The sequence below is a fragment of the Psychromonas sp. MME2 genome (assembly GCF_040566515.1).
Classification (GTDB): Bacteria; Pseudomonadota; Gammaproteobacteria; order Enterobacterales; family Psychromonadaceae; genus Psychromonas.
In genome coordinates, this window is sequence record NZ_JBEWXI010000006.1 from 1 (window position 1) to 26,725 (window position 26,725).

The 26,725-nt window shown below is 40.9% G+C and carries 19 protein-coding genes and 1 pseudogene; 12 read left to right on the plus strand and 8 right to left on the minus strand.

Annotation, left to right across the window (positions count from 1 at the left end; all coding sequences use genetic code 11):
• Window positions 1-809: pseudogene (locus AB1A03_RS05985) on the plus strand (NAD-glutamate dehydrogenase); the annotation flags it as partial.
• 35 nt (window positions 810-844) lie between these two features.
• Here AB1A03_RS05985 and tcdA read toward each other — a convergent pair.
• Window positions 845-1,621: a tRNA cyclic N6-threonylcarbamoyladenosine(37) synthase TcdA gene (gene tcdA, locus AB1A03_RS05990; protein WP_354623711.1), complete on the minus strand. Its 777-nt coding sequence runs from the start codon at window positions 1,619-1,621 to the stop codon at window positions 845-847.
• A 161-nt stretch (window positions 1,622-1,782) separates the two neighbouring features.
• Here tcdA and AB1A03_RS05995 point away from each other — a divergent pair, with 161 nt between their 5' ends.
• From AB1A03_RS05995 to AB1A03_RS06010, 4 genes are all read left to right on the plus strand, one after another.
• Window positions 1,783-3,033, plus strand: a complete 1,251-nt coding sequence (locus AB1A03_RS05995) for a TIGR03862 family flavoprotein (protein ID WP_354623713.1) — start codon at window positions 1,783-1,785, stop codon at window positions 3,031-3,033.
• Between the two features lie 81 nt (window positions 3,034-3,114).
• Complete coding sequence (sugE, locus tag AB1A03_RS06000; protein ID WP_354623715.1) at window positions 3,115-3,432, plus strand: quaternary ammonium compound efflux SMR transporter SugE; 318 nt, start codon at window positions 3,115-3,117, stop codon at window positions 3,430-3,432.
• A gap of 399 nt (window positions 3,433-3,831) precedes the next feature.
• Window positions 3,832-5,934, plus strand: a complete 2,103-nt coding sequence (locus AB1A03_RS06005) for an alpha-amylase family glycosyl hydrolase (protein WP_354623717.1) — start codon at window positions 3,832-3,834, stop codon at window positions 5,932-5,934.
• Window positions 5,935-6,168: 234 nt separating this feature from the next.
• A complete protein-coding gene (locus tag AB1A03_RS06010; RefSeq protein ID WP_354623719.1) occupies window positions 6,169-6,780 on the plus strand; it encodes a MarC family protein in 612 nt (203 codons plus the stop codon).
• Between the two features lie 58 nt (window positions 6,781-6,838).
• Here the strand turns inward: AB1A03_RS06010 and ilvC are convergent, their stop codons facing one another.
• Window positions 6,839-8,320, minus strand: a complete 1,482-nt coding sequence (gene ilvC, locus AB1A03_RS06015; protein ID WP_354623721.1) for a ketol-acid reductoisomerase — start codon at window positions 8,318-8,320, stop codon at window positions 6,839-6,841.
• A gap of 214 nt (window positions 8,321-8,534) precedes the next feature.
• Here ilvC and sseA point away from each other — a divergent pair, with 214 nt between their 5' ends.
• The 5 genes from sseA to AB1A03_RS06040 all read left to right on the plus strand — a co-directional run bounded on the left by sseA (window position 8,535) and on the right by AB1A03_RS06040 (window position 18,526).
• A complete protein-coding gene (sseA, locus tag AB1A03_RS06020; protein ID WP_354623723.1) occupies window positions 8,535-9,389 on the plus strand; it encodes a 3-mercaptopyruvate sulfurtransferase in 855 nt (284 codons plus the stop codon).
• A gap of 3 nt (window positions 9,390-9,392) precedes the next feature.
• Complete coding sequence (gene ilvY, locus AB1A03_RS06025; protein WP_354623725.1) at window positions 9,393-10,286, plus strand: HTH-type transcriptional activator IlvY; 894 nt, start codon at window positions 9,393-9,395, stop codon at window positions 10,284-10,286.
• A gap of 575 nt (window positions 10,287-10,861) precedes the next feature.
• Window positions 10,862-15,379 (plus strand): glutamate synthase large subunit, encoded by a 4,518-nt coding sequence (gene gltB / locus AB1A03_RS06030; protein ID WP_354623727.1) that lies wholly within the window; start codon window positions 10,862-10,864, stop codon window positions 15,377-15,379.
• Window positions 15,379-16,848, plus strand: coding sequence for a glutamate synthase subunit beta (locus tag AB1A03_RS06035; RefSeq protein WP_354623728.1), 1,470 nt, complete (start codon window positions 15,379-15,381; stop codon window positions 16,846-16,848). Before gltB ends, AB1A03_RS06035 begins: the two co-directional genes overlap by 1 nt.
• Before the next feature lie 106 nt (window positions 16,849-16,954).
• Window positions 16,955-18,526, plus strand: a complete 1,572-nt coding sequence (locus AB1A03_RS06040; RefSeq protein WP_354623730.1) for a Na+/H+ antiporter NhaC family protein — start codon at window positions 16,955-16,957, stop codon at window positions 18,524-18,526.
• A 75-nt stretch (window positions 18,527-18,601) separates the two neighbouring features.
• Here the strand turns inward: AB1A03_RS06040 and lipA are convergent, their stop codons facing one another.
• The 4 genes from lipA to AB1A03_RS06060 form a co-directional block, all read right to left on the minus strand.
• Complete coding sequence (gene lipA, locus AB1A03_RS06045) at window positions 18,602-19,570, minus strand: lipoyl synthase (protein ID WP_354623731.1); 969 nt, start codon at window positions 19,568-19,570, stop codon at window positions 18,602-18,604.
• Window positions 19,570-20,211 (minus strand): lipoyl(octanoyl) transferase LipB, encoded by a 642-nt coding sequence (gene lipB / locus AB1A03_RS06050; RefSeq protein WP_354623732.1) that lies wholly within the window; start codon window positions 20,209-20,211, stop codon window positions 19,570-19,572. Before lipB ends, lipA begins: the two co-directional genes overlap by 1 nt.
• Before the next feature lie 15 nt (window positions 20,212-20,226).
• Window positions 20,227-20,496: a DUF493 family protein YbeD gene (ybeD, locus tag AB1A03_RS06055; RefSeq protein WP_354623733.1), complete on the minus strand. Its 270-nt coding sequence runs from the start codon at window positions 20,494-20,496 to the stop codon at window positions 20,227-20,229.
• Between the two features lie 72 nt (window positions 20,497-20,568).
• Window positions 20,569-21,726, minus strand: a complete 1,158-nt coding sequence (locus AB1A03_RS06060; protein WP_354623734.1) for a serine hydrolase — start codon at window positions 21,724-21,726, stop codon at window positions 20,569-20,571.
• 519 nt (window positions 21,727-22,245) lie between these two features.
• Here AB1A03_RS06060 and AB1A03_RS06065 point away from each other — a divergent pair.
• The gene (locus AB1A03_RS06065) at window positions 22,246-22,584 is read left to right on the plus strand and encodes a P-II family nitrogen regulator (RefSeq protein ID WP_354623735.1); all 339 of its coding nucleotides are present in this window, start codon (window positions 22,246-22,248) and stop codon (window positions 22,582-22,584) included.
• Window positions 22,585-22,616: 32 nt separating this feature from the next.
• Window positions 22,617-23,834 (plus strand): ammonium transporter AmtB, encoded by a 1,218-nt coding sequence (locus AB1A03_RS06070; protein ID WP_354623736.1) that lies wholly within the window; start codon window positions 22,617-22,619, stop codon window positions 23,832-23,834.
• Window positions 23,835-23,925: 91 nt separating this feature from the next.
• Here AB1A03_RS06070 and glgA read toward each other — a convergent pair whose 3' ends face one another.
• A complete protein-coding gene (gene glgA, locus AB1A03_RS06075; RefSeq protein ID WP_354623737.1) occupies window positions 23,926-25,398 on the minus strand; it encodes a glycogen synthase GlgA in 1,473 nt (490 codons plus the stop codon).
• Window positions 25,399-25,489: 91 nt separating this feature from the next.
• Complete coding sequence (glgC, locus tag AB1A03_RS06080) at window positions 25,490-26,713, minus strand: glucose-1-phosphate adenylyltransferase (protein WP_354623738.1); 1,224 nt, start codon at window positions 26,711-26,713, stop codon at window positions 25,490-25,492.
• Window positions 26,714-26,725 lie beyond the last annotated feature (12 nt).

Sequence of the window (26,725 nt, forward strand, 5' to 3'; positions counted from 1 at the left end):
CTTTTAATATAATGGGGCCAACCTTTGCGTATCGTATTATGTCTAGCTCGGGCTGTTCATTTTTAGACCTGAGTAAGGCGTGGATTGCTAGTCGGGATATTTTTGTACTTAACAATATTTTGCAGGAGATAGAAGCCTTATATTATAAGGTTGATTGTGCCCTACAGAACGATATGATTTTTAAACTGCAAAGTATGATTTATCGCAGCACGCGTTGGTTGATACGTAATCATCGTGATGAATTAGAGACTGGTAAGTTAATACGTCAATATCAACAGCCCTTGCAATCGGTGGCGGCTAATATTGAAAAAGTCTTAATGGGCAATGTGGTTGATTATCGTATTGCTGCTATTAATCCTCTTTTAGAAGCTTCTGTTCCTGCTTCTTTGGCGGCAAAAATCTCCTGTACGGAGCAGTTTTATGCCTTATTGAGTGTGATTTCTGTGGCGCTAAAACTACAGGTTGATCCCCATTTAGCAGCTAGAGTCTATTTTTATGCATCTTACAAATTGAAGTTATTTGATATTGCTAAACAGCTCAATTTACTGCCCGTTGATAATAATTGGCAATCATTGGCTAAGGAGGCGATGTGTGATGACCTTGAATGGCAACAGCAACGTATTGCGAGGACGTTGTTGACGATGATGAAAGGGGAGGATGTTGAGCAAACCTTTAATGACTGGGAAACGCAGTATGAAAATCTGGCACAACGTTGGTATAAAATGGCAGATTCATTATTGGCGATTAAAGTGCCTGAGTTTAGTATGTGTCAGGTTGCACTGCGTGAATTATTAGACTTAAGTAAGTAGTGGCATGGGCGCTTTAATTTGTTAAAGCGCCTCGTTTATTTACTGGCTATTTTTTTCAGTATAAACGCGCTGCCAACAAAGGCAAAACTGCCCGTTACCATGGTAGATGCCCCGAAGCCACTGGCACAATCCATTTTCATGTTACCATCGGATTCCGATTTCTGATGACAAACTTCACCATTCATATCAGGGTAACTCAACTGCTCCGTGGAAAAAACACAATCAACGCGAAATTTCCGTTTGGGGTTTTTGCTAAAGTTAAAATGGCGGCGTAGCTCTGAACGCACTTTCGCGGCGAGCGGATCTTGAATCGTGCGGGATAAATCGGTAATTTGAATCTGTGTGGGATCTAATTGTCCACCGGCACCACCACAGGTAAGCAAGGGGTATTTATTACGTTTACAGTGGGCAATTAGTGCCACTTTTGCTGGGATGCTATCGATGGCGTCAAAGATATAATCAAATTCACTGGAGAGGTATTCAAAACAGTTCTGTTTGTCGATAAAATCATCGATTAAATTAAGTTTAATCTCGGGGTTAATTAACCGACAGCGAGCGGCCATCGCCTCAATTTTGGTTTCACCAATACTATTGGCGAGCGCATGTATTTGCCTATTGGTATTAGTGACGCAAATATCATCCATATCAATCAAAGTGAGTTGACCAATCCCAGAGCGAGCGAGGGCTTCAACAACCCATGAGCCAACGCCACCGATTCCGATTACACAAACGTGACTCTGTTGAAACTTATTGATAGCTTGTGTGCCGTATAAACGTTGAATGCCGCCAAAGCGATGGTGATAATTAGACATGCTGAACTCCAAAATTAAGCAGGCGCATTATACCTAATGTAGATAAAAATACGAGATATGCAGACGATTTCGTTTTGCTCTCATATTTTCAGTGAAACCAAGTATTGATTCATATACCCTATACCTCAATAGATGAGGATATATTTTAAGCGGGGCAGTCGGTGACGAAACAAAAAGTGGTTGTAGTAGTGGGAGCCGGACCTGCGGGGTTAATGGCTGCTGAAGTGATTAATGCCGCTGGTTATCAAGTACAAGTTTTTGATGCCAAACCAAGTGCCTGCCGTAAGTTTTTATTGGCTGGAGTCGGGGGCATGAATATCACTCATTCTGAGCCCTATGATGAATTTATTAAACGTTATTATGAAAAGTTGCAATGGTTGGATAAAGCGATTAGTGCCTTTGATGCACGCGCTCTGCGTCACTGGATAAAAGGGTTAGGGATTGATACCTTTGTCGGTAGTTCTGGACGTGTATTTCCGAGCGATATGAAAGCCGCTCCGCTGTTACGGAATTGGTTAAAACGATTACGGGAATCAGGCGTCACTTTCAACATGAATCATCGCCTCATTGATATTAAAGGTGAGCTATTATCTTTTCGCCATGCTGGTGATAGTGTCTCTGTGCATGCCGATGCCGTGGTGCTTGCGATGGGCGGAGCAAGTTGGCCAAAATTAGGTTCAGATGGAGCGTGGCAAAGTATGTTGTCTGCCGCCAATGTGCAGATACAACCATTACAGAGCGCTAATTGCGGTTTTTATAGTCAATGGAGCGACCATTTACAAAAAAATCATGCCGGTAGTCCGGTTAAGAATATCGCTTTTCGTTTTAAGACCCTAGCAGGCGAGGATATATATCGTAAGGGCGAATGTATTGTTAGCGAAGATGGTATGGAAGGCAGCTTGGTTTATGCTTTTTCGAAGCATTTGCGTGATGCGATAAATCACCATGGGGCAGCCCATTTGCAACTCGATTTATTACCCGATTTAAGTGAACAACAGATAGTTAAAAAATTGCAGCTTAAGCAGGGGAAAGACTCTTTTAGTAAATATTTAAAACGCTGCTTAGGCATCAGTGGGGTTAAAGCGGCCCTGTTATACGAGAGGTGCAGCAAGGATCAATTACAAGATGCGCAATCCTTAGCTGAGTCGATAAAAAAATTACCGATCACCTTTAATAAAGTAAAAAGTATTGAGCAAGCCATCTCAAGTGCTGGTGGTGTTTGCGAAAGCAGTGTTGACGGCTACTTTATGTTAACGCAATTGCCCGGCGTCTTCTGTGCTGGTGAGATGCTTGATTGGGAAGCGCCAACCGGAGGGTATCTTTTAACGGCCTGTTTTGCGACGGGACGGTTAGCTGGGATGGGGGTGTGTGAATATTTATCGTTAAATTCTCCTGCCGGCATTTCTCTTTAGAGCGATAACGGTGTTGAAGTGAGGACGACCTCACCGCTCTATTTCATCGGGGGACGGCCCAAAACTAATCAAGAGGTATCTATGAGTTGGGTTATTTTATTTGTCGCTGGTCTTTTGGAAATTTGTTGGGCTATTGGGTTGAAGTACACCGATGGTTTTACGAAACTCTGGCCGAGTGTTGCGACGGTAGGTGCGTTAATTGCCAGTTTTCTATTGTTGGGTCTTGCTCTGAAAACATTGCCAGTTGGCACTGCCTATGCAATATGGGTGGGGATTGGTGCCCTTGGAACCGCTATTTTTGGGGTTATATTGTTCGATGAAGCCACTGACGCTTTAAAAATAGTGAGTTTGGGGTTGATTTGTGCGGGTATTGTTGGCCTTAAATTAGCGCATAGCTGAAAAATACTATCTCTGTGCACATGCATATTCGCTTTTGTGGTTGATATGCATGGCAATAGCTGTTTTCCCTTCGCTCGTTAAATCATTTCTACAACAAGCTAGGTAGTGCTATTTTTGCGTGCTTTAGTGGTTGCTTTAGCATGTTGTTTGTTGCGCTAATTATCAAAAATGTAAACGTAACCATTTGAATTTTAAGTGGTAAATTGTCGCTGGTTAATAGCTCATCGACGTTTAAATATGGACTATATTTTTTTTAGAAGTCAGGGTTTGATCACGGTATAGGTAAATGAAAGGCCTTGCTTCTGGTAAATCCATCTGCTCATATTGACAGGATTTTTCACCCCCATATACTCGTGAGAATTTTTTTATTTTTAATGGTTATATTCAGGGGAAGAAATAATGCAATTTGAAAAGTCTTTATTAGCACTGGCGTTAACAACCGTATTGACAGCCTGTGGTGGTGGTGGCGGTGGCGACACTCCCCCAACTCCTCCAACACCTGAATATCAGGCCTATGCATGTGATAGCACGCTATATGAAAAAGCTAATCAACTGCGTATCTATCAAGTGATGAGCGAATCCTTTGTTGATGGCAATGCCAATGCTGATTACAACATGGCTTATGGTAACAGTGAGCATAAAGGTGATATCCAAGGCGTGATTGACTCACTTGATTATATTGAGTCTCTGGGTATGAATGCTATCTGGATGACGCCGATATTCCAATCCGTTGAGTTATCAAGTCAGGATGAGTGGGCAGATCGTCTCGATGGTACTGGTTACTTTGCCTCTAACTATTTTGATGTGGATCCTAAATTTGGTACTAAAGCGGAATTGCAAACCTTAGTCAACGAAGCACATGCACGAGGTATATATGTGATCCTTGATGGTGTTTTTGGTCATTTCAAGACCAACGCCACTGATTACCCTTCACCGACAGGGCTGACCGTTTCGACTAATGGTCCAGGGCAAAGTGCAACTGGCCGACAAGCGGTCTATCCGAATGATTTAGCCTTTTTTAAAGAAGTGGCCAGTTACTGGATCACTGAGTTTGGTATTGATGGTTGGCGTTTAGATCAGGCCTATCAGGTACCTGTTGGTGCGTGGGGAGAATCACGTAAAACGGTTGAAGATGCGGCTAAGAGCGTGACCTATACAATGAAGGGCGAGACTGTTAATCCATTGGGGTATATGGTCGGGGAGATATGGAGTAGTGCCGGTGAGATTGCCAACAATGGTTATGGTAATACTGCGATGCCTGGTCTTTGCTCGAACTTCGATTTCCCAATGCGTTATAGCATTACACAAACCTTAGCTGTAGAAGAGAGTGGTGCGGGTGGGCGTGATGCGACTAACTTAGCTGCTGGTTACGCTACGCATATTGTTTATCCTGATTTTGCGGCGCCGAATGGCTTTTTAACTAATCACGATTTAGTCCGTTTTGGTGACTTATTACAGCGCGGTAATATTGCAGAGCCAGGTACAACGGAGTACTCACAACGTCATAAAGCGGCCTATGCGCTTTTAGCCGCCTATACTGGGCCTATCACCATGTATTACGGTGATGAGATTGGTGATGAAGTGGCTGGTTTTGCGGATCGTGTGGATTGTGCGAATGATAACGGTGCGAATGCGCGTGCCGGATTATGTGATGACCATGTTTCGCGTTCACCTGCTAAGATTGAAGGTATTGCCGCTGTTATCGGTGACACTCCATTCAGTGCTGATGCAGAGCAAAAATCGCTACGCGATTACATTACCGAAGTGATGAATCTTCGTGCAACTCAACCAGCGCTTTATAATGGTGTGCGTACACATCTTAATACAGATCAAGACGCTGTTGTTTATATTGACCATAAACAAGCTGGTAATGATGCGGTACTGTTTGTTTTGAATACGAGCAATAGTGACAAAACAGTGACATTTACTGCTGCTCAATCGGGTAGTGAGGGTGATTTGGTGGATTTGCAAACGGCAGAAGTCATCAAGTCTGTTAGCGATGAATATTCCGTGACATTAGCACCACTACAGGCTCGCTTTTTAGATATTGTCACTCCAAGTGCTGAAGGGCCAAATGTGGGGGATGGCGATAATCTAGTTGGAACGGGGCCATTGGCAGATTGTAATGCCGCCGATGAGGATGAAGTTGGACCTTTAGGTAAAGAGATGTGGATCCGTGGTACTTATACTCCCGATGGTTTCGATGCGACACCAGATAGTCATAAATTTAGCTACAAGGGAGATAATATCTATCAAGTAGTGGTTAATGAGAGTGTCCCTACTGCATTTTCATTTAAATTTGCAGCAGGTGATTGGAGTTCTGAGTTTGCCGTAGCCAATTCGGCTCCCGTTGTTATTGCCAGTGAACAAAACATGACTATAGCTTCAGGACCTGGTACCGAGTCAGCAATTACTATCCCTGTAGCTGGAGATTATGTTTATAGTTTCCGTATCAATGCGAATAATGATGGTGGTGAATTAATGGTCAGTAAGTGTAATTAAACAGCATTAATGTAAACAAGGAGGTTTAACCTCCTTGTTTTTTCTAGCCTTCCTAATATCTCCGTCCTCCTATTGATCAAACCTCCATGTTTTACTGTTAATCATTTCTATTGTTCAGCGTGTGAATTTTTTAAATAATAAAACTGTATATTCAAATCAAATAGCTATATCGTATTGCCGATTTCAGTAATCAATACGTTTTGAAATATTATTTATTGACAAGGATGGTGGCGAATGGAGACAACTTTTCCGATCTTCTCAACAGCAGTACTCATATTTTTTATTCTCGATCCCTTTGGTAATGTCCCTTTACTTTTAAGCATTCTAAAGAATATTGATAAGCAAAGGCATACTCAGATCATTGTGCGAGAAATGCTAATTGGCTTTTTAATTTTGGTTGTTTTCTTGTTTTTTGGCGAACAATTTTTAAGTCTATTCCATCTCGAAACACAGGCAATCACGATTGCAGGTGGGATTATATTTTTCGTGATCTCATTAAAGATGATTTTTCCAAGTCCGCATGGGGGAGATATGTTTGCCACTAAAGTTGGTGATGAGCCCTTGGTCGTCCCTATTGCATTGCCTATGATTGCTGGGCCTGCTGCGTTGGCGACATTATTAGTATTAGCAAAAACCAATGCTGACCATTCCGGTGCACTGTTTATTTCGCTGTTTTTGGCTTGGATTGCCTCTGCGGTAATAATGCTTTCGTCGACTAAACTCTACAAAATTTTAAAGGTGAAAGGCTTGACTGCATTAGAGCGTTTAATGGGGATGTTATTGTTAATTATGTCCGTACAAATGTTTATTAATGGTATTCGAGATCTGTTACCGACCTTTTCTTAATAGACAAAAAAGCCAAGGTAAATACCTTGGCTTGATGATGTGCTAGCGATTGGCTTTATTAAGATGCAGAAACAATCGTTTTCATATCTTTCATGTAACCACGTAGTTTCTTACCAATAATTTCTACTGGATGAGTACGGATAGCTTCATTAACTTCAATTAAACGCGCGTTATCTACAGAGTTAGATTTAACTTGTAGTGCTGAGCCTAAGAATTGTGGGCTCATCGCTTTAACGAAATCAGCAAGTAGTGGTTTAGCAGCATGGTCGAACAGGTAACAACCGTATTCAGCTGTATCAGAGATAACAACGTTCATTTCGTAAAGTTTCTTACGTGCAATGGTATTCGCAATTAACGGTGTTTCATGTAGTGACTCGTAGTATGCAGACTCATCGATAATGCCAGATGCAGTCATCGCTTCAAATGCAAGCTCAACACCCGCTTTGATCATCGCTACTAAGAAGATACCGTGGTCGTAGAACTCTTGCTCGCCAATCTCCATGTCGCCAGCTGGTTGTTTTTCAAAGCCTGTTTCAGCCGTTGCTGCGCGCCATTTAAGTAGGTTTACGTCATCGTTAGCCCAGTCTTCCATCATTGTTTTAGAGAATTCGCCTTCAATGATGTCATCCATGTGCTTGTTAAATAGTGGGCGTAGAATATCTTTAAGCTCTAAAGACATATCAAATGCTTTGATTTTAGCTGGGTTAGATAGACGATCCATCATGTTGGTGATGCCACCATATTTTAGACCTTCAGTAACTGTTTCCCAACCGTATTGGATTAATTTAGATGCGTAAGCTGGCTCTAAACCGTCCGCAACCATTTTTTCAAAGCCTAAGATTGCGCCAGTTTGTAACATACCACATAGGATAGTTTGCTCGCCCATTAGGTCTGATTTAACTTCTGCGATGAAAGAAGACATTAAGACACCAGCGCGGTCACCACCAGTTGCAGATGCATATGCTTTTGCCCATGCAAGACCTTGGCCCTGTGGATCATTTTCTGGATGAACCGCGATCAGTGTTGGTACACCGAAACCACGCTTGTATTCTTCACGTACTTCAGTACCTGGGCATTTTGGTGCGCACATGATAACAGTGATATCTTTACGCACTTGCATGCCTTCTTCAACGATATTGAAACCGTGTGAGTAAGCGAGTGTCGCACCGTCTTTCATCAGAGGCATAACCGCGCCAACTACAGCTGTATGCTGCTTGTCAGGTGTTAGGTTACATAGAAGATCGGCTTGTGGGATTAACTCTTCGTAAGTACCTACAGTGAAACCATTTTCCGTTGCATTTTTCCAAGATTGGCGTTTTTCTGCGATCGCTTCTGCACGTAATGTGTAAGAAACATCAAGGCCTGAGTCACGCATGTTTAAACCTTGGTTTAGACCTTGAGCACCACAACCGATGATCACTACTTTTTTACCTTTTAATGCTTCACAGCCGTCAGCAAATTCGCTGCGATCCATAAAACGACATTGACCTAGTTGGTTTAGTTTTTCACGTAGAGGAAGAGTATTAAAATAGTTAGCCATGTGGTGACACTCCAAAAATTGACAAATAAGGGACAATACGAGTCTAAAATCCTTTTTTAAGGTAGACTTTAATTTTCGACGCTAACTATAGCGCATAAGTGTTGTTGCGCAAAATGATATATTGGCAATGTTATGTTGCGAATTTTGCAATATAATAAGCACAGTTTAGATAAAAGTTTATAAGCCAATGTCATTGGCTTTGTAAGGAATAGATATGTCAGTATTAACATTACCGAGTCCATTGGTGACCGCTGAGTGGTTACAAGTGAATTTTCACTATCCAGAATTAATTATTTTAGATGCGAGTTGGTTTATGCCCAATACCAATCGCGATGGAAAATTAGAGTGGTTTGAGGCACGTATTCCCGGTGCTATCTATTTTGATTTTGATCGTGAAATTTGCGCTCATCATAGTGATTTACCCCACATGATGCCAAATGCAGCTGATTTTCAAACATCGGTACGTCATTTGGGCGTTAATCAAAATAGCATTATTGTTATTTACGATACGTTGGGTATTTTTTCTAGCCCGCGCGTTTGGTGGATGTTTAAAGTGATGGGATTCAATAACGTTGCGGTATTAGATGGCGGTTTGCCTGCATGGCAAAAGCGAGATTTAGCCATTGAAAACGGGCCGCAAAAAGATCCTATTACTGAAGGTGATTTTGTGGCTAATTATCAAAGCCATCTTATCTGTAATGCTGATGAAGTTTTGCAGGCTACAGAAGATGAAAAACAAGCGATCCTTGATGCCCGTTCTGCAAATCGTTTTTATGCAAAGGAAGCAGAGCCTCGAGCGGGAGTGCGTTCTGGACATATTCCCAATAGTAAGAATTTACCTGTGGCGGATATAATTAAAGATCAAAAGATGCAGGATGCCTATCAGTTAGCCTTAATATTTGAAGCAATAGCGCCTAAAAATAAGCGTGTTATTTTTAGTTGCGGTTCTGGGGTGACAGCCTGTATTCTTGCCCTTGCTGCCACTTTAGCCGGCTATCAAGATTTATCTGTTTACGATGGCTCATGGAGTGAATGGGGAAGTCGAGATGATTTACCGGTGGTAAGCTAAGTTGTGGATATACGTACCTTAGAGTTGTACCTGCATCTGGCGAACAGTTTGCACTTCACTAAAACGGCGCAAGAAAAACATGTTAGTCCATCAACCTTAACGCGTTCAATTCAGCGTATAGAGGAAGAAGTTGGTGAGCAGCTGTTACTGCGTGATAACCGTTCCGTCACCTTGACGGAAGCGGGATTGTTATTTAAGCAATATGCATTACAACAAGTCGAACAGTGGCAATTGATTAAACGGACGATTAAACAGAGCAATAGTGAGCTAGAAGGACAAATCAATATCTATTGCTCGGTCACTGCCGCTTATAGCCATTTACCCCCCATTTTAGAGCGTTTTCGCGTACTGCATCCGAAAGTCGAAATAAAATTAACAACGGGAGATAGTGCGGTCGCCGTTGATCATGTTCTTAAGGAGCAAGTTGATTTTGCTATTACTGCCTATCCTGAGCCCTTTCCTGCCCGTTTACACTTTATTAAATTGGCGGAAATTCCACTCTCTATCATAGGTCCAACTATTCCCTGTACCGTTACTCAACAAATAAAAAACAGTGAAATCGATTGGAAAAAAATACCTTTTATTTTACCTGAGCATGGTTCTGTACGACGACGATTTGATAATTGGTATCGCTTATTGAAAGTGGGAAAACCTTTCATTTACGGCAAAGTGGCAGGGCATGAAGCGTTGATCAGTATGGTTGCGCTTGGTTGCGGTGTCGGCATTGCCCCCGATGTCGTGATTGAAAACAGCCCTGTACGGGATCGCGTACAAAGTTTAACAACAAGGCATCGTCTGCAATCTTTTGATTTAGGTTTATGCTGTTATAAAACGCAAATTGAAAAACCTCTGATTAGTGCATTTATTAGCTGCGTTGCAGGCGAATTAAGTCATTAATTTTTAATCATTTAAAAGATAAAAACCGCTCTAAAATGAATTTATATTCACTTTTTCTGTATAAATATTATTGTTCTTTTAGTGGCTTTGTTGTTTAATTGTTAATCTTGAGTCTGGTTGTGGATATAGCTGAGCGCATAACTGTACCGATAAGATCCTGTTGTTTTTGCTTAACTCATTGTTATTTATCTGTTTTTGTTTTTTATTGGCGGTTTTGTAAAAGTTTATTTTAATTTTACAAAAAACTAACATTAAGAATTGTGTGTTAAAAATAAGAAAATTGGATTTTATGCGTTTGAAACGGTAGAATGCCTGCACAGTTACGTCTGCTTGGCTGCTATTAATAAGAAATAATGTATGAGCACTGCGCTTATAGGGATGTTTTGCGTGTTATTTCTTACTAGGGAAATTATTTAAAAGTGCGAATCAGTACGATAAAGTTAGTTTCCTTTACCAAAAAAGTAAAATTGAATTGCCTATTTTTTGTTTATTTAAATAGGTTATGTACAGCACTTTGAATATTAAAACTAAAAGGGTAAAGGTCACTTTACTGTTTTATCTTGAAGGACATGTTTATGACTAATAAAGAGCAAAACGCTCAAGGCCTTTATGTGCCAGAGATGGAGCATGATGCGTGTGGTATCGGCTTCGTCGCTCATTTAAAAAATAGAAAATCACATAAGATCGTGACGCAAGCATTAGATATGCTAGCACGTATGGAACATCGTGGTGGTCAAGGTTGCGATCCTTGTAGTGGTGATGGTGCTGGTATTCTTTTACAAAAACCACATGAGTTTTTAGTAACTGAAGCCCTTAATGTTGGGATTACGTTACCTCAGTTTGATCAATACGGTGTCGGTACGATTCTATTTCCAAAAAATGCTAACCAACGTCATGAATGTCGTGAAATATTAGCCCGAACTGCAGATAGTTTAGGGCTAGAAGTGTTAGGTTATCGTGTTCTTCCTACTGATAATTCAATGATCGGTGCTGATCCACTAAGTAGTGAGCCTCAATTTGAGCATATGTTTGTGACGGGTGGTATTGATATGCCTCCTGCAACACTTGAGCGTAAATTATTTATTTTACGTAACTATGCAACTCGAATCTGTTTACAAGCGGTGACAGGTATCGAAGACAATTTTTATATTAACACCTTTTCATACAAAACCATTGTTTATAAAGGTCAGTTAACCACTGAACAAGTTCCGCAATATTTCCTTGATTTGCAGAACCCAAGTATGGTCACGGCGTTAGCCTTGGTGCATTCTCGTTTCTCTACCAATACTTTCCCGCGTTGGCGCTTAGCGCAACCTTTCCGTTATATTGCACACAATGGTGAAATCAATACAGTTCGCGGTAATATCAACTGGATGAAAGCACGAGAAGCGTTACTTGAAGCTGAATTCTTCACCCGTTCCGAATTAAACATGTTAATGCCTATTTGTACTGAAGGTATGTCGGACTCTGCTAGTTTTGATATGGCATTAGAGCTACTTGTTCTTTCTGGTCGTAGTTTACCTCATGCATTAATGATGATGATCCCTGAAGCTTGGCAAGAAAACAAGAATATGGATCCAACTCGTCGTGCATTCTATCAGTATCATGCCAATTTAATGGAGCCTTGGGATGGCCCCGCTTCAGTTTGTTTCACCGATGGTGTGCAGGTTGGGGCGACACTTGACCGTAATGGTTTACGTCCTTCACGTTACTGTGTGACTAAAGATGACTTTCTGATCATGGCATCGGAAAGTGGTGTTGTTAATATTGAGCCAGAAAACATTAAATCACGCGGTCGTTTACAACCAGGGCGTATTTTTGTTGCTGACCTTGAGCAAGGCCGCATTATTTCAGATGATGAAGTTAAAGGCACGATTGCAGCAAGACAACCCTATGAAACATGGCTTGCTGATAACTTAGTTAAATTAGAGAAACAACCAGCGGCATTAGAGCGTAATTTACAACCTAAAGATGGTCATTTATTACGTCGTTTACAAGCGTTTGGTGTTAGCTCTGAAGAGATAAATGAAATCGTACTGCCGATGCTAGTTGATGGCAAAGAACCGCTTGGTGCGATGGGCGTAGATTGGCCTCTTGCGGTGCTTTCACATCAATCACAGCATCTGTCGCATTACTTTAAACAGCTTTTCGCACAAGTAACCAATCCACCTATCGATCCGATTCGTGAACGTATGGTTATGTCGCTTAATACCTACATAGGTAAAGATCAAAATCTATTATCTGAAACACCGGCGCACTGCCATAAAGTTGAATTAGAATCGCCAGTATTAAGCAATGCAGAATTACAAAAAATCAATGCCTTAGATGATAAACATTTACAGGCAAAAACATTAGAAACCTTATTCCCTGCAACGGGTGAGCCAGGGCGACTAGCGAAATCATTAGATCGTATCTGTCGCTATGCTGAAGATGCTATCCATGATGGCTACTCGATTATTATTCTATCGGATCGTAAGGCAAGCTCAGACCATGCTGCTATTCCTGCGATGCTAGTTACGGGCGCTGTTCATCACTATCTTATTAAGCGCGGTCTACGTGCGCTGTGTGACATTGTTGTCGAAACGGGTGATGTGCGTGAAACGCACCATTTTGCGACGGTCATAGGTTACGGTGCATCTGCGGTAAATGCGTATCTAATTGAAGAGATGATCGTTGATTTACAAGCGAAGAATCGTCTACCAAAAGATAAAAGTGTTGCTGAAATCTTTAAATCTTATAAATACGCAATCGATGCGGGTCTGTTGAAGATCTTCTCGAAAATGGGTATTTCAACGATTCAATCCTATCAAGGTGCGCAAATATTTGAAGCGCTAGGTGTTAGCAAAGCGGTTGTCGATAACTACTTTAAAGGCACCGTGACCCGTATTGGTGGTTTATCCATTGATGATATCGCCACTGAAATTTTAGTGCGTCATCGTTTTGCTTACCCATTACGTGAAGTGCCTGTATCTCGCCTAGACGTTGGTGGTGTTTACCAATGGAAGCAGCGTGGTGAAAAACATCTATTTAACCCAACAACTATCTCATTATTACAGCAGTCAACACGTAGTAAAAACTACCAGCAGTTTAAAGAGTATGCGGCGGCAGTTGATAACCAAGGTGAGAATGCGGCGACATTACGTAGTCAGTTTGATTTTGTTGCTAATGCAAGTGGTCCAATTCCGCTTGACCAAGTTGAATCAGCAGAAAACATTCTCAAACGTTTTGCGACGGGGGCAATGAGCTTTGGTTCTATTTCACACGAAGCACACTCAACGCTTGCTATCGCGATGAACCGTATTGGCGCAAAATCTAACTCCGGTGAAGGTGGTGAAGATCCAATTCGTTTCTTGCCAAAAGAGAATGGTGATTGGGAGCGCTCTGCGATTAAACAGGTGGCTTCTGGCCGTTTTGGTGTGACCTCGTACTATTTAACCAATGCAGCTGAAATACAAATTAAAATGGCACAGGGGGCTAAACCGGGTGAAGGTGGACAACTTCCAGGTCATAAAGTTGATGATTGGATTGGTCGCACGCGCCACTCAACTCCGGGTGTTGGTCTGATTTCACCGCCACCACATCATGATATTTACTCAATTGAAGATTTGGCTCAGCTAATTTTCGATTTGAAAAATGCCAACCGTAAAGGTCGTATTAACGTTAAATTGGTATCAGAAGCGGGTGTTGGTACGATTGCATCGGGTGTTGCTAAGGCAAAAGCGGATGTTATCTTAATTGCTGGATTTGACGGTGGTACGGGTGCTTCACCATTATCATCTATTCGTCATGCCGGTTTACCATGGGAATTAGGTTTATCTGAAGCACATCAAACATTGCTTAAAAATGGCCTGCGTAATCGCGTTGTTTTACAAGCAGATGGACAGATGAAAACACCACGCGACTTAACTATTGCAGCACTGCTTGGTGCTGAAGAGTGGGGCGTTGCAACTGCAGCTCTTGTCGTAGAAGGTTGTATTATGATGCGTAAGTGTCATTTAAATACCTGCCCAGTTGGTATTGCGACACAAAATAAAACATTACGTGAGCGTTTTGATGGCCGTGTAGAAGACGTTGTCACTTTCTTCTCTTACCTCGTTGAAGGTATGCGTGAAAATATGGCAATGCTAGGTTATGCAACGATCAATGAAATGATTGGTCAAACGCAAAATCTAAAAGTGCGTGATAATATTAGCAACTGGAAATACAAAAACTTAAATCTTAGCACTATCTTGTTTAAAGAAACGGCGAAAACTGAAGATGGTATGTATAACCAAATTGCGCAAAATCATAATTTGGAAGCCGTTTTAGACCGTCAATTAATTGCCTTAGCGAAACCTGCTCTGGAAAATGGTGAAGCCGTGTCGGGTGAGTTTGCTATCGTCAATACCGATTGCTCCTGTGGCACTATGCTCTCTAATGAGATTTCGAAAGTCTATAACGACCAAGGTTTACCAAAACCAATGCAAGTTAAATTCACCGGTTCTGCGGGACAATCCTTCGGCTGTTTCCTTGCTAAAGGGGTTGAGTTTACCGTTGAAGGTGATGCCAATGACTACTGGGGTAAAGGTTTATCTGGTGGTCAAATTGTGGTGTACCCTTACCGTAATTCAACGCTTGTTGCGAAAGACAATATCATTGTCGGTAACGTTTGCTTCTACGGTGCAACTTCTGGTGAATCCTACATCAACGGTGTAGCGGGTGAACGTTTCTGTGTGCGTAACTCTGGTGCTGAAGTAGTTGTGGAAGGTGTGGGCGATCACGGTTGTGAATATATGACTGGTGGTATTGCGATTATCCTTGGTGTAACTGGACGTAACTTTGCAGCAGGTATGAGTGGCGGTGTTGCTTACGTTTGGGATCAAGATGGAACATTTGCTAGTAAATGTAATATGGAACTGGTTGATTTAGATCCACTAGAGCAAGCAGATAAAGAGTTAATAATTGCAAAAGTAACGAAGCATTTAACGCTAACCGAGTCGAATGTTGCAGCAGCATTCCTAGATGATGTTGAAGCAAGCTTGGCGAAAATTGTTAAAGTTATGCCGCGTGATTATAAAGCGGTATTAGCGGCTCGAGCGGAAGGAGAAGCATAATGGGTAAACCTACAGGTTTTTTAGAATTAGGTCGTGAATTACCGGGCAAATTGCCAGTACAAGAGCGTCTAAAAAATAATAAAGAGTTCGTATTAAACGACGAGTTTGGTACAAAAATTAATGACCAAGCATCTCGCTGTATGGATTGTGGTGTACCGTTTTGCCATAGTGGCTGCCCTATTGGTAACATTATTCCTGAGTTTAATGATGCAGTGTATCGTGAAAGTTGGCTAGAAGCATGGGATATCCTAAGCTCCACAAATAATTTTCCAGAGTTTACTGGGCGTGTTTGCCCTGCACCTTGTGAATCATCCTGTGTGCTCGGCATTAATCAAGATCCGATTACCATCTGTAACATAGAGAAGACTATCGTAGAAAAAGCCTACGAGAAGGGCTATGTTAAGCCTAAAATCCCGACAGCTCGTACAGGTAAAACTGTCGCTATCATCGGTAGTGGCCCAGCAGGCCTTGCTGCTGCAGAGCAACTAAACAGTGCAGGCCATACGGTAACCGTTTATGAGCGTGATGAAAAAGTAGGTGGCCTATTACGTTTTGGTATCCCTGATTTTAAATTGGGTATGGACGTGATTGACCGTAAAATTGCGGTAATGGAAGCTGCTGGTATCAAAATGGTCGTTAATGCGCATATTGGTGTTGATTTCGATGCCAGAGAGCTGCGTAAACAGTTTGATGTTGTACTACTTACCGGTGGTTCAACGGTGCCGCGTGATCTGCCTATCCCGGGGCGTGATTTAAAAGGCGTCCATTTTGCCATGGAGTTTTTAGGGCAAAATAACCGTCGTGCAAATGCAATGGATCTTAAAACTGAAGAGATTCATGCTGCTGATGATCATGTAGTTGTGATCGGTGGTGGTGATACGGGCTCTGACTGTGTTGGTACCTCTAATCGTCATGGTGCAGCATCTGTTACGCAGGTGGAAATTATGCCAGTACCACCTGAGAAGCGCACAGTGAATATGCCATGGCCTTCATATCCAATGATTTTGAAAACATCAACGTCTCATGAGGAAGGGGTGGATCGTCATTGGTCAATCCTAACAAAAGAGTTCATCGGTGATGAAAATGGCCAGGTTAAAGAGCTTGTGATTGCTGATATTGAGTGGGAAGAGGCACAACCAGGTCAACGTCCTAACTTTAAAGAGATTGAAGGGAGCGTTCGTTCAATACCTTGTACTAAAGCATTCTTGGCAATGGGCTTTTTACACCCAGAACCAACGGGTGTGTTAGCTCAGTTAGCGATTGGACTTGATGAGCGCGGTAATGTTAAAACTAACGATTATCAGACGACTCAAGAAGGTATCTTTGCTGCTGGTGATATGCGCACAGGCCAGTCATTAATTGTGCGTTGTATTAACGAAGGTCGTGAAGCTTCTCGTGCCATTGATGCTTACTTAATGGGTAATACAAATTTAGAAGCAATTAATGATTCTTTAATGCTTATTGATTAGTGAATCAGTTTTAAGCTGTAATTATTTGTTTTTACAGTTTATTTTGTGCTAAGCCTCGATTTATAAAAAGAATCGGGGCTTTTCTTTTTTAAAGGTAAAAAAATAAATGACATTGATAGACTTTACTACATCACCGCTAGCTATTTTGCCAGCTCTTATTGCATTAGGCTTAGCCGTTATTACACGTAGGGTATTAGTATCATTAGGTGTAGGTATCGTTTTAGGTGCTTTGCTATTGGCAGATTTTTCATTAGCTAATGCCGGCACTTATTTATTCAATACCGTCAAAGGTGTGGTCATTGAAGAGGGAGGAATCAACAGCTGGAATATGAGTATTGTTGGCTTTTTACTCCTACTTGGCATGATGACCGCGTTATTAACGCTCTCAGGTGGTACTCGCGCTTTTGCTGATTGGGCGTTAGATCATATTAAAGATAAGCGTGGTGCTTCATTCTTGGCTGCATTTTTAGGGGTATTTATCTTTATCGATGATTATTTTAACAGTCTCGCCGTTGGCTCGATTTCTCGTCCGGTGACCGATAGATTTAATGTATCACGAGCAAAACTTGCTTATATACTTGATTCGACTGCCGCACCGATGTGTATTTTGATGCCTGTTTCAAGTTGGGGGGCATATATCATGACTATTATCAGTGGTATTTTAGTGGCTCATGGGATGACAGAATATTCACCATTGGGTGCTTATATCGCCCTCATTCCAATGAATTTTTATGCTGTTTTTACACTATTAATGGTGTTTGCAGTTATCTATTTTAAGCTTGATATTGGCCTGATGAAAGAGCATGAAATTGAAGCTGAAAAAAGTGGCGCTAAGCATGCTGGGGATAAAAATGCAGCTAATCTTCATGATGAGCTCGGTATTGCGGAAAGTGAAAAAGGTAAAGTAAGCGATCTCATCTATCCTATTTTAGCGTTGATTGCCGGCACCCTGTTTTTTATGCTCTATTCTGGTGGCCAATCTCTCGCCGAAAAAGAAATACCTTTACCATTTTCTGTGTTGGGCGCCTTTGAGAATACCGATGTCGGCTCTTCATTAATATATGGTGGTCTAGTTGGTTTACTCATTACCCTAACAACGACTTTTAAGCAGAAGTTGCCACTAAAAGAGATTGCTTTTGCGGCTTGGATTGGCGCTAAATCGATGTTTGGTGCGATTATTATTCTGTTCTTTGCTTGGTCGATTGGTGCAGTGATTGGCGATATGAAAACTGGTGCGTACTTATCAAGTCTTGTACAAGGGAATATTGGCCTACATTGGTTACCTGTTATTCTGTTTGTCTTGTCGGGCTTAATGGCATTTTCAACGGGCACATCATGGGGGACGTTTGGTATCATGCTGCCGATAGCTGGCGACTTAGCGGGGTCAACGGATTTAACCTTAATGCTACCGATGTTAAGTGCGGTATTAGCTGGCTCTGTTTTTGGTGATCACTGTTCACCGATCTCCGATACGACAATTTTGTCATCCACAGGGGCGCGTTGTCAGCATATTGATCACGTGGCGACGCAATTACCCTATGCGTTAGTAACGGCATTAATCTCTGCGCTTGGCTTTACTATTATCGGTTTTACGGGGTCAATTTTTTATTCACTAATGGCATGCTTTGCTATGTTTGCTGTGACTATTCTAGTAATGAAGGTTGTTGCCAAAAAATAGGTTTATTGCTATGCATAAAAAATCCCCTTAGCTAAGGGGATTTTTTATTTTAAAGCCACTATTTTTAAGTCGCGATTATTTAACTTCTTTGCCTGCTGCTTGCAAGTCTGCATGGTAAGAGGATCTAACAAAGGGGCCGCATGCAGCATGAGTGAATCCGATCGCTTTGGCTTTTTCGCCCAATTCATCAAATTCCGCTGGCGGTACATAGCGTTCAACAGCGAGGTGATGAGGGCTTGGTTGTAAATATTGTCCCAAAGTCAACATGGTGACGCCATGGTTACTCAGATCCGTTATTACTTGTTCAATATCTGCATTGCTCTCGCCTAACCCCATCATTAACCCCGATTTAGTTGGGATCTCTGGATGCTGCTCTTTAAATTTTTGCAGTAAGGTCAATGACCATTTGTAATCAGCACCAGGACGCACTTGTTGATATAAATGTGGTGCGGTTTCTAGATTATGATTAAACACATCTGGTACATCTTTCTCAAAGCAAGCTAATGCTTTATCCATGCGCCCTTTAAAATCAGGAACGAGAATTTCAATTTTTATTTCAGGATTAAGCAGGCGAATCTCGCGAATACAGTCGGCAAAATGTTGTGCCCCTCCATCACGCAGATCATCCCTATCTACGGAGGTGATAACCACATATTTAAGCTTCATATCACGAATGGTTTCAGCCAGTTTCTTGGGTTCTTCGGTATCAACGGCAAGCGGTTTGCCATGACCAACATCGCAGAATGGGCAGCGTCTTGTACAAATATCACCGAGGATCATAAACGTCGCTGTACCGTGATTAAAACACTCATTTAGGTTAGGGCAGGATGCTTCTTCACAAACAGAATGGAGTTTGTTTTTTCGTAGCGCTGCTTTGATCTCATTAACTCGGCTATTATCTGATTTGAGTTTGATTTTCATCCATGAGGGCTTTTTCAATGCAGTGCGACTATCCGTAGGAATCACTTTGATTGGGATATGAGAAAGCTTATCGGCATCACGTAGTTTTTTTCCTGGGGTTAACTGGCTTGGTTTATTGCTCATCAAAAACTCTCTATCTGTGAATAGTTTAATTGTGTGGTTAATTTATCAAGAAGCAGTGGGGCTAACTTATCTACACCTAGCATTATTCCTTCATTGCAACATTGTGTCATCTCTAGCCCGGCATATCCGCAGGGGTTTATTGCAAGAAAAGGGGATAGATCCATATCGATGTTTAATGCTAAACCATGAAAAGAACAGCCTTTACGAATTTTTAATCCAAGCGAGGCAATTTTTTTTCCTTTAACGTAAACACCTGGCGCATCGGGTTTTGCCTCTGCTAACACATGGTAATCAGCTAATAAATCAATAATGCTTTGTTCAATCCCCGATACTAATGTGCGAATATTAAATGCTTTGCGGCGAATATCAATGAGCAAGTAGGCGATGAGTTGCCCTGGGCCATGATAGGTTACTTGCCCCCCTCGGTCGCTTTCTACAATGGGAATGTTAGTTTCTTTTAATAGGTGCTCCGCTTTACCCGCTCTTCCTTGAGTAAATACGGGGGGGTGTTCTACTAGCCATATCTCATCTATGCTGTTTTTATCACGTTGCTCTGTAAACTCACTCATTGCTTGCCATATTTTTTGATATGGCTGTAAACCTAGATAGCGAACGCAAAGTTGTTGATTGATATCAGTCATTTTATAGCACGCAGATTAAAGAATGTAACGAACCAGTTCAAGGCTATTTAATTCAGTATAAATCGTTTCAATATGTTCTTTGCTTGTCACGATAACCGGGATACTTAATGCGTGATAATTACCCTTTGAGCTTGGGGTGACACGTGGAGAATAGTCGCCCGGTGCGTGTTTTTGCAATACAGTCACGACATCATCGATTAATTTAGGATCTGCGACTCCCATAACTTTAAACGCTAAACTACATGGAAATTCTAATAGTTGGTCGAAATTGGTATTTAATGCCATTGGCACCTCCAAAAATAAAAAAGAAAATGAGGTGTATCGCCCCATTTTCTGTATGAATGGTGAAAGTTACTATTAACCAAACCAACCGATAAATAATAATTTAATGTAATCAATGAGGCGACTGAATAATCCACCTTCTTCTACTGTCTCTAAGGCCACTAAGTTATAGCTGGCAATAGACTCGTCATCCACGGAATAGTTTACTTGGCCAACCACATCCCCTTTTTGGATCGGTGCACGTAACTCATCGTTTATAACAAAATCGGCCTTAAGATTTTTAGCTTGGCCTCTTTGTAATGTGATTGTTGTATCAACATTAACCCCTAAGCCGATCATCTCTCTATTCCCCATCCAAACACGTTCAGTGGCAAGTTGATCTCCTGCATTATATGGCGTTAATGTTTCAAAAAATCGGAATCCCCAGTTAAGTAATTTCTTACTTTCAACTTTACGTGCATCTTCAGATTTAGTTCCCATGACGACGCTAATTAAACGCATGCCATCTTTCGTTGCTGAAGAAACTAAGCTATATCCTGCATCGCTGGTGTGACCTGTTTTTATACCGTCAACATTTAAGCTTTTATCCCATAGAAGCCCATTGCGGTTGTATTGTAAGATACCGTTATACTTAAATGATTTCTCGCTGTAAATTTTGTACTCATCAGGCACGTCAGCGATCAATGCTTTGGCGAGTATCGCCATATCATGAGCACTGGTATAATGGTCCTCTGAATGTAAACCGTGGCTATTAACGAAATGTGTATTTGTCATGCCTAATTGCGCTGCCCATGAGTTCATTAGGTCAGCAAAAGCACTTTCACTTCCTGCGATATGTTCAGCCATTGCAACACAGGCATCATTGCCAGATTGTATAATAATACCGCGATTAAGATCTTCAACACTAACTTCTTTACCCACTTCAATAAACATCTTTGAAGAGTCTGGGAAATTTTTAGACCATGCTTTTTCTGAGATGATTACTTTATCTGTCGGATTTAAGTTTCCTGATTTTAACTCTTGACCAATAATGAAACTGGTCATCATTTTAGTCAAGCTTGCTGGGGCTAATCTTTCTTCACCGTTACTTTCTGAGAGTATTTTTCCTGAATCATAATCGATCAACAAATAAGCTTTTGCAGAAATAGCGGGGGCATTTGGAACCACCTGTGGAGCTGCGAACGCATTAAAACTTAATATGCAAGTGATTAACAGTAGGCCTATTTTTTTCATCGGTTTTACCTTTGAATAGTTATATGAATGTCATAAGTGTAAATTAATGGTGATGATAGCAGATGCTTTAGTGTGAGGCTAAATGATTTATCTTTTAGCCTCTCCTCATGATTAAAATAATCTTAGCGGTGTATTTTATGCTATCTATCTATATTTGCCTATGCACTGCAATTGTGCAATTACAATATTAACGAATGTATCAATATAGTAACTGTTTTCATTGAAATTTTTTTGTCTTTATTAAGTTTATTTATTATGCAAATGCATGTTGTTGCTGAATTGTTACTAACTTGGTGCATAACTCTTTTTTGATGGTTCAATATGGTGCGAAATATGATGTTGCATTCCTTTGTTTTTGATTAAGTTGTTGTTATTTAATGGTTTTTAACTTTGGCATGCTATTTGTATTTGTAGTCGTAAGTTATCAATTTTTAGTTATGTGTCAGTTGGGTTGTTCACCATGATGTTTGACTAACACATTTAATGTTCGATTTAATTTTCAATAAAAAAGGAATTATCATGAAAATGTTAACCGCAATAATTAAACCATTTAAATTAGATGAAGTACGCGAAGCAATCATGAATGCAGGTATTGCCGGCGTTACTGTTTCTGAAGTGAAAGGGTTTGGTCGTCAAAAGGGGCATACAGAATTGTACCGTGGCGCAGAATACCAAGTCGATTTTTTACCAAAAGTAAAATTGGAGATAGCGGTAAAAGATGAAGAGGTAGACATCTTAGTGGAAGCAATCACAAGTGCTGCTAATACAGGGAAAGTGGGCGACGGTAAAATATTCATCCAATCACTTGAGCAAGTAGTGCGTATTCGTACCGGTGAGCTCGATGATGAAGCACTTTAATTTAGTTTAAGAATTTAAAGAAGGGAATTATTATGGAAAATACAGTAACAGAACTTAGATTTGCGCTTGATACCTTTTATTTTTTAATATCGGGTGTCTTGGTTATGTGGATGGCTGCGGGATTTGCCATGTTAGAAGCTGGACTTGTTCGCTCTAAAAATACCACTGAGATTTTAACTAAAAATATCGTGCTATATGCTATTGCTTGTACGATGTTTTTATTAGTTGGTTATAACATTATGTATGTTGATAACGCTGCCGGTGGGTGGTTGCCATCATTAGGTGGATTGATTGGCACGCAGGCTGCTGATGCAGACCATTCTCTTGAGTCCGACTTCTTCTTCCAAGTGGTTTTCGTGGCAACGGCGATGTCAATTGTATCGGGTGCCGTGGCTGAGCGTATGAAGCTTTGGGCATTTTTAATCTTCTCTATTTTCTTAACTGGCTTTATTTATCCAATGGAAGGTTACTGGACATGGGGCGGTGGCTTTTTAAGTGAAGCTGGTTTTAGTGATTTTGCTGGTTCAGGTATCGTACATATGGCGGGTGCAGCTGCCGCATTAGCAGCCGTGATCCTACTTGGTGCACGTAAAGGCAAATTTGGTAAGGATGGTTCAATTCACCCAATTCCAGGTTCAAACATGCCACTTGCAACATTAGGTACACTTATTCTATGGATGGGTTGGTTTGGTTTCAACGGTGGTTCGCAACTCGCATTGTCAAATGCTGAAAATGCAACTGCAGTGGGTCTTATCTTTGTTAATACCAATGCAGCAGCAGCAACGGGCGCAATTGCAGCAATGTTGGTCAGTAAAGTAAGATGGGGTAAAGCAGATTTAACTATGATTCTAAATGGTGCATTAGCTGGGTTAGTTGCTATTACGGCGGATCCTCTTTCTCCAACACCTCTATTTTCAGCAGGCATTGGTGCAGTTGCAGGTATCCTAGTTGTATATAGCATTACAATGTTTGATAAATTAAAGTTAGACGATCCAGTGGGTGCATTATCAGTACATGGTGTGTGTGGTCTATTTGGTCTGTTAGTTGTACCGATGAACAATGAAGGTGCATCATTTGCTAGCCAGTTATATGGTGCTGCAGTTATCTTTGGTTTTGTCTTTATTGCTTCTTGGATTGTTTGGGCGATTATCAAAGTAACCATGGGTATCCGCGTTAGCGCAGAAGAAGAAGAAACGGGTATGGATTTACACGATTGTGGTGTTGAAGCTTATCCTGAGTTTACAAAGTAATTAAATAAATAATAATAAACAGGTTATAACTTTTTGCCCCTGACTTATCCTTGAGTCAGGGGCTTTTTCTTTTAATAAATAGGAGTTGCTATTATATCTTATGGGAAAAAAGGGCGTTGTAATAAAGGTGTTGATAATGTCTAGCGGCATCAGACCAATAAAAATGGCTGCGCATCGCCTGTTGTTTTAAACGTTGTAGCTCTTCCGGGTGCTCGATGTAGAGTAGCAATACACGACGTAATAAATTCAACAGTTGATTTGGGTTTATATCATGAAACATAAAACCATTTGCGTTGTCAGGATCTTGGTCATAGTCGATGACGGTATCTTTTAATCCACCTACACCTCGCACGATAGGAAGAGTCCCATACGCTAAGCTGTAGAGTTGGTTTAGACCACAGGGCTCAAAAATGGATGGCATGAGGAAAAAGTCAGCACCGGCTTCTATCATATGTGAAAGCCTATCACTGTAGGCATCAATAAATTTGAATTTATCGGGGTAATGTTTGGCGATTGCGCTTAGGTGGCCTGTAATCCCTGGATCGCCTGAACCTATAATCACCAATTGTACGTTATGTTTTAAAAAGCGATCCAGCATTGGTATTATTAAACCAAAACCTTTTTGATCTGTTAAGCGACATATCATCCCAAATAACGGGTTGTCATTGACAGGCAAACCCACTTTATTTTGTAGCGATTTTTTGCATAATGCTTTGCCTGTGAGATCATCTGCGGAGAAATTATCTGTAATCAAATTGTCGCTTTGAGGGTTCCAATCTAGGTAATCGCAACCATTTAGTATACCTTCAAAATCATGCATACGAGCAATAAAATGTTCTGACATTCCATGCGAACCAAGTACGGTTAATAGTTCACTGGCATAGTTAGGACTAACTGTATTAATTTTATCGCTGTAGGTAACACCGACTTTCAAGTAATTAATATAATTATAATTCTCTAAAACTCGTTCATCCATGCAAGCGCTTATTTCTGGTATTAAGTTAAGTTGAGACTTATCAAAAATACCTTGATAACAGGCGTTATGTGTTGTGAGCACTGTTTTCGTGAAAGTAAAACGAGAGCTATCATGGTAACGCGTTTTTAGTAAATAAGGGACTAAGCCTGTATGCCAATCGTTACAATGGATGATATCGGGGGTATAGTCACACGCTTCGCAAGTTTGCAACGCAGCGAGGGCAAAAAAAGCAAAACGCTCTCCATTATCAGGGTAAGCCTTATTCTCTTCTCCGTATAATCCGAGGCGATCAAAGTAATGCGCGTTATCAATGGCTAATACTTCAATACCATCTAAATGAAGAGACTGTACATTAAATTTAACATCGGGACGACAGGCATCGGTATTTAATGTTAAGGAGTGCCTATGTTGAGCTTCTTCACGATGTTCTATAGTGCCGTAAAAGGGGGTGATGATAGTAACATCATGGCCTAAATCGCGTAATTCAATGGGGAGTGCTTTGGCGACATCTGCTAAACCACCTGTTTTAGAAAAACCGTCTACTTCTGATGAGATGAAAATAATTTTTAATTTTCTATGATTATTCAATGAAAAACTCCTTGGGCAATCGCATTGCCATGTACAATAAGTTTAAGCCCTCAATAGTGATACTATGAAGAGATTGTTTTTGTTAAATTTGTTATGCCGTGATTCTGGCCCCTTTGGGAATAACCACAATGCCTTCATCGGAGACGGTAAAACGCTTTTTATCCTCTTCAAGATTAAAGCCGATATTGATGTTATCGGCAACATGAACATCTTTATCAATGATCACTTTATGGAGCTTACAATTTTTACCAATTCTAATGTCGCCAAGTAAAATTGATTCTGAGATATCGGTATCTTTTTCGACAACACAGTTAAAACCTAAGACAGACTTTGTAATCATCGCCCCGATGATAAAACATCCATCAGAAATAAGCGATTTCCGTATCGAACAATTCGCATCTTCGGCATTTTGAAAATGAGCGGGTGGTAATGCAGGATAATAAGTATGCATTGGCCATTTATGGTTATAAAAGGAGATGGGGGGCGGATATTGGATTAAATCCATATTCGCTTGCCAGTAAGATTCAATGGTGCCGACATCACGCCAATAGGTTTCACCATCTTCTTCTTGTATGGTGTTGTTAGTAAAGTCATAGACAAAGACGTTACCCTGTGGATAAAGATAGGGAATAATATCTTTACCGAAGTCATGGCTAGAATCAGCAATTGCGGCATCACGTTTTAGCTCTTCCTGAAGCGCTTTGGAGTTAAAAACATAATTACCCATTGAGGCAAGCACATGTGTGGGATCATCTGGAATTGTTTTTGCTTCTTGCACCCTCGGTTTCTCAACAAAGCCTATCATGCGGCCATCTTCATCCACTTCAATAATACCAAAATGGTGGGCTTGTTCTTTGGGAAGTTTAATAGCTGAAACAGTCAAAACAGCCTTTTTATTTTCGTGATAGGTGATCTTTTGACGAATATCCATTTTATAAATATGGTCGCTACCAAATACGCAAACTATATCGGCTTCATCGGATTCAATAAATTGTAGGTTTTGATAAATAGCATCAGCAGTACCGCTATACCAATGCTTGCCTATTCGCATTTGTGCCGGTATTGCATCGATAAAGGTATCGGTAAAACTATTTAGCTCCCAAGCATGATGTAAATGTTTATTAAGAGATTGAGATTTGAATTGAGTTAGTACATATATTCTAATTAAATCTGAATTTACAAAATTATTGAGTACACAATCGATTAGGCGATAGCTACCACCAAAAGGTACAGAAGGCTTGGTGCGATATTGTGTAAGCGGATAAAGTCTCGAACCTTCTCCACCCGCTAAAATCATTGAAAGAATTTTTGCCATAATTGCAACCTA

What these genes read in the sequence shown, in the direction of transcription:
- tcdA (WP_354623711.1), bottom strand. Translation starts at nt 1,621, where the DNA reads ATGTCTAATTATCACCATCGCTTTGGCGGCATTCAACGTTTATACGGC.
- sugE (WP_354623715.1), top strand. Translation starts at nt 3,115, where the DNA reads ATGAGTTGGGTTATTTTATTTGTCGCTGGTCTTTTGGAAATTTGTTGG.
- AB1A03_RS06005 (WP_354623717.1), top strand. Translation starts at nt 3,832, where the DNA reads ATGCAATTTGAAAAGTCTTTATTAGCACTGGCGTTAACAACCGTATTG.
- AB1A03_RS06010 (WP_354623719.1), top strand. Translation starts at nt 6,169, where the DNA reads ATGGAGACAACTTTTCCGATCTTCTCAACAGCAGTACTCATATTTTTT.
- ilvC (WP_354623721.1), bottom strand. Translation starts at nt 8,320, where the DNA reads ATGGCTAACTATTTTAATACTCTTCCTCTACGTGAAAAACTAAACCAA.
- sseA (WP_354623723.1), top strand. Translation starts at nt 8,535, where the DNA reads ATGTCAGTATTAACATTACCGAGTCCATTGGTGACCGCTGAGTGGTTA.
- gltB (WP_354623727.1), top strand. Translation starts at nt 10,862, where the DNA reads ATGACTAATAAAGAGCAAAACGCTCAAGGCCTTTATGTGCCAGAGATG.
- AB1A03_RS06035 (WP_354623728.1), top strand. Translation starts at nt 15,379, where the DNA reads ATGGGTAAACCTACAGGTTTTTTAGAATTAGGTCGTGAATTACCGGGC.
- AB1A03_RS06040 (WP_354623730.1), top strand. Translation starts at nt 16,955, where the DNA reads ATGACATTGATAGACTTTACTACATCACCGCTAGCTATTTTGCCAGCT.
- lipA (WP_354623731.1), bottom strand. Translation starts at nt 19,570, where the DNA reads ATGAGCAATAAACCAAGCCAGTTAACCCCAGGAAAAAAACTACGTGAT.
- lipB (WP_354623732.1), bottom strand. Translation starts at nt 20,211, where the DNA reads ATGACTGATATCAATCAACAACTTTGCGTTCGCTATCTAGGTTTACAG.
- ybeD (WP_354623733.1), bottom strand. Translation starts at nt 20,496, where the DNA reads ATGGCATTAAATACCAATTTCGACCAACTATTAGAATTTCCATGTAGT.
- AB1A03_RS06060 (WP_354623734.1), bottom strand. Translation starts at nt 21,726, where the DNA reads ATGAAAAAAATAGGCCTACTGTTAATCACTTGCATATTAAGTTTTAAT.
- AB1A03_RS06065 (WP_354623735.1), top strand. Translation starts at nt 22,246, where the DNA reads ATGAAAATGTTAACCGCAATAATTAAACCATTTAAATTAGATGAAGTA.
- AB1A03_RS06070 (WP_354623736.1), top strand. Translation starts at nt 22,617, where the DNA reads ATGGAAAATACAGTAACAGAACTTAGATTTGCGCTTGATACCTTTTAT.
- glgC (WP_354623738.1), bottom strand. Translation starts at nt 26,713, where the DNA reads ATGGCAAAAATTCTTTCAATGATTTTAGCGGGTGGAGAAGGTTCGAGA.